15 protein-coding genes and 1 riboswitch are annotated in these 13209 nt (G+C 69.5%); of the genes, 4 read left to right on the top strand and 11 right to left on the bottom strand.

Translation table 11 applies throughout. The annotated features are described in order from the left end of the window. Positions 1 to 78: 78 nt before the first annotated feature. Entirely contained in the window at positions 79 to 1242 is a 1164-nt protein-coding gene (locus AB0C28_RS00090) for a cytochrome P450 (protein ID WP_357862746.1), read from the bottom strand. A gap of 39 nt (positions 1243 to 1281) precedes the next feature. Beyond that, on the bottom strand, positions 1282 to 2034 hold the full coding sequence (locus AB0C28_RS00095) for a TerC family protein (RefSeq protein ID WP_357862747.1): 753 nt from the start codon (positions 2032 to 2034) through the stop codon (positions 1282 to 1284). Positions 2035 to 2151: 117 nt separating this feature from the next. After that, positions 2152 to 2267: riboswitch (SAM riboswitch) on the top strand. Positions 2268 to 2313: 46 nt separating this feature from the next. Between AB0C28_RS00095 and AB0C28_RS00100 the strand changes: the two genes are divergently transcribed. After that, entirely contained in the window at positions 2314 to 3624 is a 1311-nt protein-coding gene (locus AB0C28_RS00100; protein ID WP_358072338.1) for an aminotransferase class V-fold PLP-dependent enzyme, read from the top strand. Between the two features lie 95 nt (positions 3625 to 3719). On the opposite strand, the gene AB0C28_RS00105 is transcribed toward AB0C28_RS00100, so the two are convergent. Further along, positions 3720 to 4523 carry a DoxX family protein gene (locus AB0C28_RS00105; RefSeq protein ID WP_358072340.1) on the bottom strand — a complete coding sequence of 268 codons (804 nt, stop codon included), beginning with the start codon at positions 4521 to 4523 and terminating at the stop codon, positions 3720 to 3722. Positions 4524 to 4645: 122 nt separating this feature from the next. Here AB0C28_RS00105 and AB0C28_RS00110 point away from each other — a divergent pair, with 122 nt between their 5' ends. The 3 genes from AB0C28_RS00110 to AB0C28_RS00120 are packed head-to-tail and all read left to right on the top strand — an operon-like array spanning position 4646 to position 7161. Beyond that, a complete protein-coding gene (locus AB0C28_RS00110) occupies positions 4646 to 5791 on the top strand; it encodes an NADH-quinone oxidoreductase subunit D (protein ID WP_357862753.1) in 1146 nt (381 codons plus the stop codon). After that, positions 5788 to 6966, top strand: coding sequence for an acyltransferase (locus tag AB0C28_RS00115; RefSeq protein ID WP_357862755.1), 1179 nt, complete (start codon positions 5788 to 5790; stop codon positions 6964 to 6966). Before AB0C28_RS00110 ends, AB0C28_RS00115 begins: the two co-directional genes overlap by 4 nt. A 9-nt stretch (positions 6967 to 6975) precedes the next feature. Next, on the top strand, positions 6976 to 7161 hold the full coding sequence (locus AB0C28_RS00120; protein ID WP_346100800.1) for a hypothetical protein: 186 nt from the start codon (positions 6976 to 6978) through the stop codon (positions 7159 to 7161). A gap of 4 nt (positions 7162 to 7165) precedes the next feature. Here the strand turns inward: AB0C28_RS00120 and AB0C28_RS00125 are convergent, their stop codons facing one another. The 8 genes from AB0C28_RS00125 to hpt form a co-directional block, all read right to left on the bottom strand. Beyond that, on the bottom strand, positions 7166 to 7639 hold the full coding sequence (locus tag AB0C28_RS00125; RefSeq protein WP_357862757.1) for a DUF3180 domain-containing protein: 474 nt from the start codon (positions 7637 to 7639) through the stop codon (positions 7166 to 7168). Continuing rightward, positions 7636 to 8139, bottom strand: coding sequence for a 2-amino-4-hydroxy-6-hydroxymethyldihydropteridine diphosphokinase (folK, locus tag AB0C28_RS00130; protein ID WP_357862759.1), 504 nt, complete (start codon positions 8137 to 8139; stop codon positions 7636 to 7638). Before folK ends, AB0C28_RS00125 begins: the two co-directional genes overlap by 4 nt. Beyond that, entirely contained in the window at positions 8136 to 8528 is a 393-nt protein-coding gene (folB, locus tag AB0C28_RS00135) for a dihydroneopterin aldolase (RefSeq protein ID WP_106243479.1), read from the bottom strand. Before folB ends, folK begins: the two co-directional genes overlap by 4 nt. Further along, the gene (locus AB0C28_RS00140) at positions 8491 to 8937 is read right to left on the bottom strand and encodes a nuclear transport factor 2 family protein (protein WP_346100797.1); all 447 of its coding nucleotides are present in this window, start codon (positions 8935 to 8937) and stop codon (positions 8491 to 8493) included. Before AB0C28_RS00140 ends, folB begins: the two co-directional genes overlap by 38 nt. Continuing rightward, complete coding sequence (folP, locus tag AB0C28_RS00145) at positions 8934 to 9791, bottom strand: dihydropteroate synthase (RefSeq protein ID WP_346100796.1); 858 nt, start codon at positions 9789 to 9791, stop codon at positions 8934 to 8936. Before folP ends, AB0C28_RS00140 begins: the two co-directional genes overlap by 4 nt. 57 nt (positions 9792 to 9848) lie before the next feature. Continuing rightward, positions 9849 to 10427: a GTP cyclohydrolase I FolE gene (gene folE, locus AB0C28_RS00150; protein WP_106243473.1), complete on the bottom strand. Its 579-nt coding sequence runs from the start codon at positions 10425 to 10427 to the stop codon at positions 9849 to 9851. Then, positions 10424 to 12418 (bottom strand): ATP-dependent zinc metalloprotease FtsH, encoded by a 1995-nt coding sequence (ftsH, locus tag AB0C28_RS00155; protein ID WP_357862762.1) that lies wholly within the window; start codon positions 12416 to 12418, stop codon positions 10424 to 10426. Before ftsH ends, folE begins: the two co-directional genes overlap by 4 nt. Before the next feature lie 238 nt (positions 12419 to 12656). Continuing rightward, positions 12657 to 13208 carry a hypoxanthine phosphoribosyltransferase gene (gene hpt, locus AB0C28_RS00160; RefSeq protein ID WP_357862764.1) on the bottom strand — a complete coding sequence of 184 codons (552 nt, stop codon included), beginning with the start codon at positions 13206 to 13208 and terminating at the stop codon, positions 12657 to 12659. Between the last annotated feature and the right edge of the window lies 1 nt (position 13209).

Raw genomic sequence — 13209 nt, forward strand, 5'->3', positions numbered from 1 at the left:
CGGCCGGGTGCCGGCCCTGCCCGTCGGCCCGCTCAGGCGGGAAGCGGCGGGCGGGCGGCTCAGGCGGTGGCGGCGGGCTCAGGCGGTGGCGGTCAGGTCGAGGCTTTGCAGGCCGCGGATGATGTAGCCGGGCTTCCAAACCGGCTCCTCGCGCAGCTCCAGCGTGGCCGCCCGGTCCAGCAGCGCGCCGAACGACTCCGCCAGCTCGATCCTGGCCAGCGGCGCGCCCAGGCAGAAGTGGATGCCCGCCCCGAACGAGATGTGCGGATTGTCGGCACGGCCCACGTCGAGCCGGTCCGGGTCCTCGAACACGTCCTGGTCCCGGTTCGCCGAGCCGAACAGCAGCGCCACCTCCGAGCCGCGCGGGATCCGTACGCCGTGCACCTCGATGTCCTCCAGCACCCAGCGCTCGAACATCTGCAACGGCGTGTCCCAGCGCATCAGCTCCTCGACTGCGGTGGGCAGCAGAGACCGGTCCGCGCGCAGCCTGGCCAGCTCGCCGGGGTTCCTGAACAGCGACCACCAGCCGTTGCCCGTCACGTTCACGGTGGCCTCGTGGCCGGCGTTGAGCAGCAGGACGCAGGTGCCGACCAGCTCGTCCTCGGTCAGCTCGTCGATCTGGGTGAGCGCCGAGATCAGGTCCTCGCCCGGCGCGCGGCGGCGTTCGGCGGCCAGGGCCTTGAGGTAGCCGGCGAACTCGGACGCCGCGCGCACCGCGGTGTGCTGGGCCTCGGGGGCGGGGTTGAGCTCGTACATGCCGCAGATGTCGGCCGACCAGGGGCGCAGCAGGTGGCGGTCCTGGCCGGGGATGCCGAGCATCTCCGCGATGACGGTCACCGGGAGCGGCTCGGCCACCTCGGCGATCAGGTCACCGCCGCCCTTGTCCACGTACGCCGCCACCAGATCCCCCGCGATGGCGCGGACGCGGGGGCGCAGCGACTCGACCATGCGCGGCGTGAACGCCCTGGAGACCAGCCGGCGCAGCCTCGTGTGCACCGGCGGCTCCACGTCGAGCATGCCCGCCCTGATCACGCGCCAGAACGGCTCCTGGAACTCCGGCTCCGCCGGCCGGCCGAACTCCTCGTGGGTGGCCACGTGCAGGTAGGAGCGGCCCAGCCGGCGGTCTCTGAGCAGCGCGTTGACGTCGGCGTGCCGCGCGATGAGCCACTGGCCCGTCGGCTCGTAGTAGCTGACGGGCGCCTCGCGCCTCAACTCGTCGTACACGCGGTACGGGTACGCCACGAAATCAGGATTCCAAGGATCAAAGCCCACTATTTCATCTTAGGAGGGGGTTTCTCCTTCCTGGACGGCCTGCTGCCTCCTGGCGTGCCTGCTGCGTACCCGGATGTTGAGCAGCTCCACGACGACCGAGAACGCCATCGCGAAGTAGATGTAGCCCTTCGGGATGTGCTGGTCGAGGCCCTCGGCCACGAGCACCACCCCGATCAGCACCAGGAACGACAGCGCCAGCATCTTGATGGTCGGATGCGCGTCCACGAACCGGCTGATCGGCCCGGAGGCGAACAGCATCACCACCACGGCCACCACGACCGCAGCGATCATCACGCCCAGCTCGTCCACCATGCCGACGGCGGTGATCACGGAGTCCAGCGAGAACACCACGTCCAGCACCATGATCTGCACGATCACCGACGTGAAGGAGACGGCGGCGGCCTGCTTGCCGTCCTTGCCGGCCGGCGCCTCCATGCTGTGGTGGATCTCGGTGACGCTCTTGCCCAGCAGGAACAGCCCGCCGAGCAGCAGGATCAGGTCACGTCCCGAAATCTCCTGACCGAGCACCGTGAACAGCGGCTGCGTAAGCTGCACCACCCAGGACAGGCCGAACAGCAGGAGCAGCCGGCTGATCAGAGCCGCCGCCAGACCGAGCACGCGGGCCCTGTCGCGCTGCTCGGCGGGCAGCTTCCCGGCGAGGATGGAGATGAAAATGATGTTGTCGATCCCCAGAACGATCTCCAGGGCGACCAGGGTGAAGAAGCCGATCCAGATGTTCGGGTCGGCCACCCAGTCCAGCATCGGGTACCTCCATGACTCGGGGGTTGATGGGGGTTTCCCGGTAGCAACGAGCCGAGTCGGGCATTAGTTCGCGGGGTTGCGATTCATGCCGGGGTGTCGGTTATAGTTCCCCTCGTAGGTCATGAGTGCCAGCGACAAGCCCCGGCTAGCTGGCCGGCAACCCTCGCGTCCGCGGCGGGGTGCCCCGGGTGAAGACCTGGTCCGTCACGAGGTGTGGCGGGCAAGCGCGGGCTCCGTGGCTGCTTCCAGGGGTCCGATGGCCCTTCAGGAGGTACCCCTGTGTCCACTCTGACGATCTTCAACTCCGCCCGTACGCCCGAGGCCGCCCCCGCATCCGCGACGAGCCGGCCCATTCCCGCCGTGCTGGGAGCCGACCTGGAGGTGCCGGTCAAGGGCGGCAGACTGGTGGGGTACGCCAACCTGGACTACGCGGCCAGCGCGCCCTGTCTTGAGCCGGTCAGCGCCGCCGTCACCGCCGCGCTTCCGGCCTACTCCAGCGTCCACCGCGGCGCCGGCTACGCCTCCCAGCTCACCACCGCCCGGTACGAGCAGGCCCGCCACACGGTCAGGGCCTTCGTCGGCGCCCGCCCGGACGACTCCGTGATCTTCACCCGCAACACCACCGACGCCACGAACCTGCTGGCCGGCTGCCTGCCCGAGGGCACCACCACGGTGGTCTTCGACACCGAGCACCACGCCTCCCTGCTGCCCTGGCGGCACGCCGTGCGGCTGGCGCCGCCCGCCTTCCCCGGCGAGGCCGTGCGCGCCGCCGACGAGGCGCTGGCCGCGATCGAGGGGCCCAAGCTGCTGGTCGTCACCGCTGCCTCCAACGTCACCGGCGAGCTGTGGCCGATCGCCGCGCTGGCGCACATCGCGCATCGGCACGGGGCCAGGATCCTGGTGGACGCGGCGCAGCTCGTACCGCATCGGCGGCTCAACCTGACCGCGCTCGACCTGGACTACGTGGCCTTCTCCGGGCACAAGCTGTACGCGCCCTTCGGGGCCGGCGCGCTCGTCGGGCGGAGGGACTGGCTGGCCGAGGGTGAGCCGTACCTCAAGGGCGGGGGCGCGGTGCGCTCGGTCGGGGAGAGCGTGGAGTGGCACGACGACCCCGAGCCCAGGCACGAGGCCGGCACGCCCAACGTGCTCGGCGCCATCGCCCTGGCCGCCGCCTGCGACGCGCTGACCGCGACCGGCTGGACCGCGCTGGTGCGGGAGGAGGAGCGGCTGATCGCGCGGCTGCGCTCGGGGCTGGCCTCGATCGAGGGCGTACGGGAGCTGTCCCTGTGGGGGGACGACCACCCGCGCGTGGGCATCGTGTCGTTCACAGTGGCCGGGTACACGGCGCGGGAGGTGGCCGAGGCGCTGTCCGGCGAGTACGGCATCGGGGTGCGCGACGGGAAGTTCTGCGCGCACCCGTTCGTCCGGCACCTGCTGGGCACGTCTGAGGGCGCCCCCGACGGCGCCCCCGACGGCGACTGCGCGGACGACACCGGCTCGGCGGTGCGAGCCTCGATCGGCATCGGGAGCACGCAGGAGCACGTGGACCGGCTGATCGAGGCCGTGCGCGACCTCGTCTCCCGCCGCTGAACCGACCTCGGCCCGCGCGCCCGGGAGCTCGGCCTGCGGCCCCGCACGCGCGCGCCGGAAGGTCGGTGGCTCGGCGGCTTGTCGTGCTGCGGAGGTCAGCGGTTCGGCGGCTTGTGGTGCTGCGGCGGCTCGTCGGAAACGAGCGCGTCGATCTCCCTCATGTCGTCGTCGTTGAACCTCCCGGAGCCGGTCGAGCCGGTCGAGCCGGTCGAGCGGGTCGTGTCAGGCGAGCGGGTCGTGTCGGGCGCGGCCGGCTGCCTGGGCACCTCCGGACGGTCGGCCGACACGTCCCGCTCGGCGGGCGTCATGGGCCCGCCGGTGCGACCGCCCTGAGCCGTACCCGTGGCGGTCCTGCCCGCCGCGGTACCCGCGGCCGTGCCCGCCGCCGTGCCCGCCGCCGTGCCCGCCGCCGTGCCCGCCGTCATGCCCGCGTCGTCCCTGCTCGGGGCGTGCGCGGCCAGTTCCTCCTCGGCCACCCGCCGCTCCCCGCGCCTGCGGAAGACCGAGGCGAAGATGGCGTCCAGCCCGATGCGCCCGCCGCCCAGCGCGAGGAACAGCAGGCACAGCGCGCCGAGCGCCCCCGGCAGCTCCCAGCCGTTGTTCGCCGACAGCACGCCGTGGCTCCCGTGCACGAACACGATCGCGCCGATCATGTTGATCAGCAGCAGCAACGCCACTGGACGCACCAGCAGCCCGAGGATCAGGAAGACACCGCCGACGGTCTCGACGACGGTCGAGAACCCGGCCGCCATCACCGGCATCGGGATGCCCATCTCCCGGAAACCCTCGGAGGCGGCGCTGAGCCCGCCCTGCCACTTCTGCCAGCCGTGCGCGAGGAAGATCACGCCGGTGACGACTCGTGCGATCAGAGCTGCGACATCAAAAAGAACCTTCTTCATGGTGTTTTCTCCCCCCGTTACCGGTATTCCTCCCCATGTCCGGCTTCGGGATGCGTTTCCGTACCATCTCTTGACCATCCCCCGCGCTGGATCACGTGCGGGTACGGTGGCAGCATGGCCGTATGACGGAACGAGTGGTCGGAATCGGCGCGGGCGCGAAAGAGCTCGCCACCGAGGACATGATCCTCAACATCGGCCCGCAGCACCCGTCGACCCACGGGGTGCTCAGGCTCCGGCTGACCCTCGACGGCGAGCGCATCGCCACCGCCGAGCCGATCATCGGCTACATGCACCGGGGCGCGGAGAAGCTGTTCGAGGTGCGCGACTACCGTCAGATCATCATGCTGGCCAACCGGCACGACTGGCTGTCCGGCTTCGCGAACGAGCTGGGCGTGGTGCTCGCCGCCGAACGCCTGCTGGGCATGGAGCCGCCGGTCAGGGCCGTGTGGGCGCGCACGCTGCTGGCCGAGCTCAACCGGGTGCTCAACCACCTGATGTTCCTCGGCTCCTATCCCCTGGAGCTGGGCGCGATGACGCCGCTGTTCTACTCCTTCGACGAACGCGAACGCATCCAGGCCGTCATGGAGGAGATCTCCGGCGGGCGCATGCACTACATGTTCAACCGGGTCGGCGGGCTCAAGGAGGACCTGCCCCTCGGCTGGCTCGACCGGGTGAGCCAGGCCGTCGCCGAGACCCGCCGGCGCGTACCCGACATCGAGCACCTCATCCTGCACAACGAGATCTTCATCGCGCGCACCAGAGGCGTGGGCGTGCTCACCCGCGAGCAGATCATGCAGTACGGCGTCAGCGGCCCCATCGCCCGCGCCTCGGGCGTCGACTTCGACCTGCGCCGCGACGAGCCGTACCTGGCCTACCCCGAGCTGCCGGTGAAGGTCGTCACCCGGAGCGCGGGCGACTGCCACGACCGCTTCGAGATACTGTTCGAGCAGCTCAAGGTCTCGCTGGACCTGGCCGACGCCTGCGTCGAACGGCTGCGCTCGCTGCCGCCAGGCCCGGTCAACCAGCGGCTGCCCAAGGTGCTCAAGGTGCCGGAGGGCCACACGTACGCGTGGACGGAGAACCCGCTCGGGATCAACGGCTACTACCTGGTGTCGAAGGGCGACAAGACGCCGTGGCGGCTCAAGCTGCGCTCGGCCTCCTACAGCAACATCCAGGTGCTGCGCGAGATGCTGCCCGGGCATCTCGTGGCCGACATGGTGGCCATCCTCGGCTCCATGTTCTTCGTGGTAGGTGACATCGACAAGTGACCTCCACCCCCGTCCCCGCCCCCAGCCCCTCCCCTTCAGCAGAGCGCGACAAGTACGTCGACTGGCTGCGCGCGCTGAGCCTGGTCGTCGTGGTCCTGTGGCACTGGGCCTTCACCATCCTGGAGTGGAAGCCGCACGGCCCCGAGCCCACCAGCCCGCTGGGCTTCACCTCCGGCCTGTGGATCCTCACCTGGCTGCTGCAGGTGCTGCCGCTGTTCTTCTACGTCGGCGGCCACGTGCACCTGCTGTCCTGGCGCCGGGCCAGGGCGCGCGGGGTCGGCATCGGCTCGTTCGTGGCGCGGCGGATCAAGGCGCTGGCCTTACCCGCGCTGGTTCTGTCCGGGGTGTGGATCGCCATCGGGGCGGCGGTGACGTACACGTTCCAGGTGGACTGGATGTGGCGGGTCGTGCTGCTGGTGCTCAGCCCGCTGTGGTTCCTCGGCGTCTACCTCGTGCTGATCGCGCTGCTGCCGCTCGCGCTCTGGCTGCACAAGCGCTACGACGTGCTCACCCTCATCTGGCTCGGCGGCGCGGCGCTGGTGGTGGACGTGCTGCGCTTCCGGTACGAGGTGGAGGGCGTCGCCTGGCTCAACATGATCATCATCTGGGGGCTGGCCCACCAGGCCGGGTTCTTCTACGACCGCGTCGTCGAGCTGCCCAGACGCTATGACGTGGCACTGCTGTGGACGGGGCTGTTCGCCCTGTTCGGGCTCGTCTACTCCGGCATCTATCCGGGCTCGATGGTCGGGGTGCCCGGCGACAAGTGGTCCAACATGGCGCCGCCCACGTTCGTCATCGTCGCGCTGCTGCTCTTCCAGATCGGGCTGGTCGAGGTGCTGCGCCCGGCCATGGAACGGGTGCTGGAACGGCCGGGCTGGCGGCGGCTCAACGAGTTCATCAACCGTTACGCGCTGCCGCTGTTCCTCTTCCACACCACCGGGATGGCCATCTCCCTGGGCCTGTCGTGGTGGCTGTTCGGCTCGCTGGGCGACCGGATCCCGCCGGACACGGTGTGGTGGCTGGAACGCCCGATCGCCGTCATCGGGCCGCTCATCTGCACGGCCCCGGTCATCTATCTCTTCGGCCGCCGTCGTGCCCCCCATCTGGCCCCCCGTCGGCCGCCCGGCGGGCCCGCGTCGGGCAAACGCGGGACAAGGGCGTCGGCGGGTCCATAAGCTCGGGACATGGCTGAGATCGCCTTCCGGGCCAACGCCGAAGACGAGCGGATCATCCGCACCGCCCTTCGCGAAGACGAACGGCCGAGTGACGTCCTGCGCCGCGCGCTGCGCCTGCTCCAGCGCGAGATGTGGCACGACCGCCTGGCCGCGGCGGCCCGCAAGGCCGTGGAGGGCCTGGGCGAGCACAACTAGAGCCCTAGTCGCGTCCGTTCTGCCGGTACTGGCCCTGTTCTTCCGGATCCTTGGGGATGCGGCAGGCGTGCTCCAGGTAGAGCGCGGCGCAGACCAGCACGACGCACGACACGAACGACCCGGCCGAGACGAAGAACTCGCCGCGCGGCGTCTCCCGGTCGAGCAGTTGCACGGTGTGCAGGGCGAATCCGGCGAAGATCCCGCCGAAGGCCGCCCCCGCGTACGCCGACGCCTTCGCCAGCGCCGCCAGCCGGGCCACGGCCAGCGGCTCGACCGGCTTGGTGCCGGGCTTCCTGGCGATCCTGGCCTTGGTCGCCCAGCCGCTGTAGCCCTCGCCGACGGCCAGCAGCAGGACCGTGGGGATCGCGGTCCAGGGCATGAGAGGCAGCTCGGAGTAGATAGGCCGGATCACCGCCCAGGTCAGCAGGGCGAGGACGGCGAAGATGCCGGCCAGGAGGCCGGGATGGGTGGGCTTCAATCGGGCCTCTGCAGCTTGAGGTCGTCGCGCAGGCGCACGCCCTGCTCCTCGACCGCCTCCAGCAACTCCGCCACCCGCCCGTGCCCCGGGACCACACCCTCGGGATCGGCCTTCGACCAGGGCACGAGCACGAACGCACGCTCGTGGGCCCGTGGATGCGGCAGCGTCAGGTCGGGGTCGTCGCTGACCTGGTCGCCCACGACGATCAGGTCGATGTCGAGGGTGCGCGGGCCCCAGCGCTCCTCGCGTACGCGGCCGAAGGCGTTCTCCACGCCCTGGGCCCGCTCCAGCAGGGTGCGCGGCGCGAGCGTCGTCTCGGCCACCACGATCGCGTTGAGGAAGGGCCGCTGCCCCTCCGGCCCTCCTACGGGGTCGGTCTCGTAGACGGGGGACGCCTTGACGAACTCCAGCCCCGGAGCGTCGAACAGCGTGTCCACGGCACCCTGCAACGTCTGGAACCGGTGCCCCAGGTTGCTGCCGAGAGAGAGCACGACCTTCATCCGCGGCTCCGCTCAATCGTCACGATCACGTCGTCGAACGGCAGCGGGATCGGCGCCGCCGGCTTGTGCACGCTCACCTCGACCTTACGCACCGGCTCGCCCGCCAGGCACACGTCCGCCAGGCGCTGCGCGAGCGTCTCGATCAGCTCGACCGGCTCGCCCTCCACCACCTCGACCAGCGCCTGCGCCAGCTCCCCGTAGTGGACGGTCTTGGTCAGGTCGTCGCCGGCCGCCGCCGGCGCGGTGTCGAGGAACAACGTCGCGTCCACCACGAACTCCTGCCCGAGCTCCCGCTCGGCGGCGAGCACGCCGTGTCTCCCCCTGGCCCGCAGGCCCTTGAGAGTGATGCGATCAGGGCTCAAGCTCGCCTTCCTCCTCCTCGTCGTCATCCCCCTGGAGCACCGGCGAGCCGTGGTGCATCCACAGCCGCCAGCCCTGCGGGGTGCGGAGGTAGACGTTGCTCGCCACCACCTTGCCCGCGGCGAAACTGGCCTCACCCTCCTCGCCCGCGGTCAGGATGTTCTCCACACAGGTCAGGACGGCCACGTCACCCAGCACGGTCGTGTTGACGTCGGTCAGCACGAACTGGATGTAGGTCGTGTTGGCCATGATCAGGGCCCACGACCGCAGCACCTCGGAGCGGCCCGTCAGCAGGGTCCAGCCCGGATGGACGCAGCTCACCTGGTCGTCGGTGGTGTCCTCGGCCCAGATCTCCGTCATCTTGTCCAGGTCCGCGCTCTCGATCGCGGTGTAGAACTCCTGGTTGACCGTCTCGATGGCGGCGGTGTCGACGCTCATGTGTTGGCTCCGGCTCTCTTCCATGCGGCTGCCACGCGCACGGCATCGGCATTGGGACCTACTTCGTGCACGCGTACGCACCACGCGCCGGCCTGCGCGGCCAGCGCGGTCACGGCCAGCGTGGCGTCGTCGCTGCGGCTGAACGGCCGGGGCGTGCCGTCGGCGTCGGCCAGCAGCCGCCCCAGGAAACGCTTGCGCGACGCCCCGATGAGCAACGGATAACCCAGCTCCGTCAGCTCGGGGATGCCCGCGAGCAACGCCCAGTTGTGCTCGGCGTTCTTGGCGAAGCCGAGGCCAGGATCGAGCACGATCTGCTCCTCCGTGACCCCCTCCGCCAGCACCAGGTCGACTCGCTTGCTCAGCTCCTCGCGCACCTCCGTGACCACGTCGGCGTAGACGGCGCGGGTGTCCATGTCATGGCTGTGGCCGCGCCAGTGCATCACGACGTAGGTGACGCCGGTCGCGGCCACCACGCGCGGCATCTCGGGATCGGCCAGGCCGCCGCTCACGTCGTTGACGAGCTGGGCGCCCGCCTCGACCGCGGCCTTGGCCACCTCGGCGCGCATCGTGTCGACGCTGACCGCCACGCCCTCCGAGCGCAGCGCCCTGATCACCGGGACGACCCTGGCCAGCTCCTCTTCGAGCGAGACCCTGGCCGCGCCTGGACGGGTGGACTCGCCGCCCACGTCGACGATGTCGGCGCCCTCGCGCACCAGCTCAAGGCCGTGCTGGATGGCGGCCGCCTCGTCGAACCACAGGCCGCCGTCGGAGAACGAATCGGGGGTCACATTGACCACGCCCATGACGAGGCACCGCTCCGCACCTCCCGGCACGCTGATGGGCACGCTAGTCATGGGCCAAGCCTAGGCGCTTCCCCACACTTGCTGACATCGTGGGTACCCCGTTCGTCCTCAGCGGCCCAGGATGAGCGCCATCGCCTCGGATCGGGTGCTGTCGCTGCTGCGGAAACTGCCGCGGACGGCGGAGGTGACGGTCTTCGCGCCCGGCTTGCGTACGCCGCGCATCGTCATGCACAGGTGCTCGGCCTCCACCACCACGATGACTCCGCGCGGCTCCAGCACGCGCATCAGAGCGTCGGCGATCTGGGACGTCATGCGCTCCTGCACCTGGGGGCGGCGGGCGTAGACGTCGACCAGGCGGGCCAGCTTCGACAGGCCCGTGACCTGGCCCTTCGTGTTGGGGATGTAGCCGACGTGGGCCAGGCCGTGGAACGGGACCAGGTGGTGCTCACAGGTCGAGTAGACCTCGATGTCGCGCACGAGCACCATCTCGTCGTGATCGACGTCGAAGACCTTCGTGAGCACCTCTTCCGGCGTCTGGCCGAGCCCGGAGTACTGCTCGGCCATCGCGCGGGCGACCCGGGCGGGCGTCTCGATCAGGCCGTCACGATCGGGATCCTCGCCGATGGCGTAGAGGATCTCGCGAACGGCCTTCTCGATCCGCCCCAGGTCGACGTCGTGCTGAGTCACGCACTGTCCCCTGACGGCAGTGCGCCCTGATGCCCCGTGGTGAGCGAGCCGTTGGCCGACTGCTCCTTCGGCGTCAGGATCGGCGGGCGGTCGGAGGGGAGCCGCTTGCCGTAGCCCGCGTAGGACGGGCGGTGCTCCTTGACGACCACCGGCGCGAAGATCTCCAGCACCTGCTGGCGGGAGAGGGTCTCCTTCTCCATGAGCTCCAGCACCAGGTTGTCGAGCACGTCGCGGTATTGCACCAGGATGTCCCAGGCCTGGTCGTGCGCCGTCTCGATCATCCGGCGGACCTCCTCGTCGATCGTGGAGGCGATCTTCTCGGAGTAGTCGCGCTCGTGGCCCATCTCGCGGCCCAGGAAGACCTCCGCCTGGCCGCTGCCGAACTTGCGGGCGCCGAGCTGCTCGCTCATGCCGTATTCGACCACCATGCGGCGGGCGACGGCGGTGGCCTTCTCGATGTCGTTGGAGGCGCCGGTGGTGGGCTCGTGGAAGACGAGCTCCTCCGCCGCGCGGCCGCCGAGCAGCATCGCGAGCTGGTCCATCATCTCGGACCTGGTGGCCAGGAACTTGTCCTCCATCGGCAGCGTCATCGTGTAACCGAGGGCGCGGCCGCGGGAAAGGATCGTGATCTTGTGGACCGGGTCGGAGTTGGGCAGCGCGTGCGCCACCAGTGCGTGACCGCCCTCGTGGTAGGCGATCATCTTCTTCTCCTTGTCGGACATGACCCGCGTCTTGCGCTCGGGCCCTGCCATGACACGGTCGATCGACTCCTCAAGGGTGTCCATCGTGATCAGCTTCTGGTCGGCCCGCGCGGTGAGCAGGGCGGCCTCGTTGATCACGTTGGCCAGGTCGGCGCCGGTGAACCCGGGGGTGCGGCGCGCGATGACGTCGAGGTCGACGTCGGGGGCGAACGGCTTGCCACGACCGTGGACCCGCAGGACGCCCTTGCGGCCTTCGAGGTCTGGACGGTCGACGGTGACCTGCCGGTCGAAGCGGCCAGGACGCAGCAGCGCCGGGTCGAGGATGTCGGGCCGGTTGGTCGCGGCGATGAGGATCACGCCGCCCTTGACGTCGAAGCCGTCCATCTCGACCAGCAGCTGGTTAAGCGTCTGCTCGCGCTCGTCGTGACCGCCGCCCAGGCCGGCGCCGCGGTGGCGGCCGACGGCGTCGATCTCGTCGATGAAGATGATCGCCGGGGCGTTGGCCTTGGCCTGCTCGAACAGGTCGCGCACACGCGAGGCGCCGACGCCGACGAACATCTCGACGAAGTCGGAACCGGAGATCGAGTAGAACGGCACCCCGGCCTCACCGGCGACGGCGCGCGCCAGCAGCGTCTTGCCGGTGCCGGGCGGGCCGTACAGCAGCACGCCCTTGGGGATCTTGGCGCCGATCGCCTGGAACTTGGCCGGGGCCTGCAGGAACTCCTTGATCTCCTGGAGCTCCTCGATGGCCTCGTCCGCGCCGGCGACGTCGGCGAAGGTGGTCTTGGGGGTGTCCTTCGTGATGAGCTTGGCCTTCGACTTGCCGAAGTTCATCACCCGCGAGCCGCCGCCCTGCATCTGGTTCATGATGAACAGGAAGATCAGCACGATGATGACGATCGGCAGGAAGCTCACCAGCAGGCTGAGCAGGATGTTCTCCTGCGGCACCTCGGTCGTGAAGCTCTTCGTCTTGCCCGCGACGACCTGAGCCTGCAGCTCGTCGGTCAGCTTGGCGCCGTAACCGGTGACCCAGTCGGACTGGATCAGTTTCGTCGGCGCGTCACCCGGTTTGACCGGAACGGGGTTGGTCAGCGTCACCTCGATCCGGTTGTCCTTGTCAACGATCTTGGCGTTGCTGACGTTTCCGGCGCGAATCTGCTGAAGAACCAAGGACGTGTCGGCCGTCTTGTAATTTCCGCCGCCACTCCAGAGCTGGGTGACGAGCAGGAGCAGCACGACGATGCCCAGGATCCACAGCAGTGGCCCACGTGTAAATCGCTTGAGATCCATCCGATGCGGAACCCCTTGCGGGCCCGTCCCTTCCTGACCATGGCCTGGAACCCCGGGCTGGCCCGGGGCCGCGGCATCCGACACCGCGACTTCTGACTACCCGAAGGGGACGCGAGGTCACCCTCCCGGAGTCTGAAGGTACACCGGCACAGCGCACGGAGGGACCCGCCCGCTACACCGGTCTTGCCCTATCAACGTACGTCACGTTGCGCGATGTTCCCGGCCATCGCGGAGAGTCCTACTTATATACGTGCGGCGCCAGAGTGCCGATGAACGGCAGGTTCCGGTATCGCTCCGCGTAGTCGAGCCCATAACCGATCACGAACTCGTTGGGAATGTCGAAGCCGACGTATTTCACCTCGATGGGCACCTTCACCGCGTCGGGTTTCCGCAGCGCGGCGCAGATCTCCAGCGACGCCGGATTACGCGACTTCAGGTTTTCCAGCAGCCAGTGGAGGGTCAGGCCGGAGTCGATGATGTCCTCGACGATGAGCACATGGCGGTTGAGAATGTCGGTGTCGAGGTCTTTCAGCACGCGGACGACGCCGGACGACCTGGTGCCCGCGCCGTACGAGGACACCGCCATCCAGTCCATCTGCACCGGCACGTGCAACGCTCTGGCCAGGTCGGCCATCACCATGACCGCGCCCTTCAACACACCCACGAGCAGGACGTCCTGGCCCGCGTAGTCCTCGTCGATCCGGCCGGCGAGCTCTTTGATCTTGGCCTGGAGCTCGTCCTCGGGAATGAGGACCTTTTCCAGGTCATTGCCCATGTCGGCTGCGTCCACG

Source organism: Nonomuraea sp. NPDC048892 (genome assembly GCF_040649735.1).
In the GTDB taxonomy this organism is placed as follows: Bacteria; Actinomycetota; Actinomycetes; order Streptosporangiales; family Streptosporangiaceae; genus Nonomuraea; species Nonomuraea maheshkhaliensis.

Bases quoted from the DNA above. Each gene is read 5' to 3' on its own strand.
- AB0C28_RS00140 (WP_346100797.1), bottom strand. From the start codon at position 8,937: ATGAGCGTCGACACCGCCGCCATCGAGACGGTCAACCAGGAGTTCTAC.
- AB0C28_RS00110 (WP_357862753.1), top strand. From the start codon at position 4,646: ATGACGGAACGAGTGGTCGGAATCGGCGCGGGCGCGAAAGAGCTCGCC.
- AB0C28_RS00120 (WP_346100800.1), top strand. From the start codon at position 6,976: ATGGCTGAGATCGCCTTCCGGGCCAACGCCGAAGACGAGCGGATCATC.
- ftsH (WP_357862762.1), bottom strand. From the start codon at position 12,418: ATGGATCTCAAGCGATTTACACGTGGGCCACTGCTGTGGATCCTGGGC.
- folP (WP_346100796.1), bottom strand. From the start codon at position 9,791: ATGACTAGCGTGCCCATCAGCGTGCCGGGAGGTGCGGAGCGGTGCCTC.
- folB (WP_106243479.1), bottom strand. From the start codon at position 8,528: ATGACGACGAGGAGGAGGAAGGCGAGCTTGAGCCCTGATCGCATCACT.
- AB0C28_RS00095 (WP_357862747.1), bottom strand. From the start codon at position 2,034: ATGCTGGACTGGGTGGCCGACCCGAACATCTGGATCGGCTTCTTCACC.
- folK (WP_357862759.1), bottom strand. From the start codon at position 8,139: ATGAAGGTCGTGCTCTCTCTCGGCAGCAACCTGGGGCACCGGTTCCAG.
- AB0C28_RS00105 (WP_358072340.1), bottom strand. From the start codon at position 4,523: ATGAAGAAGGTTCTTTTTGATGTCGCAGCTCTGATCGCACGAGTCGTC.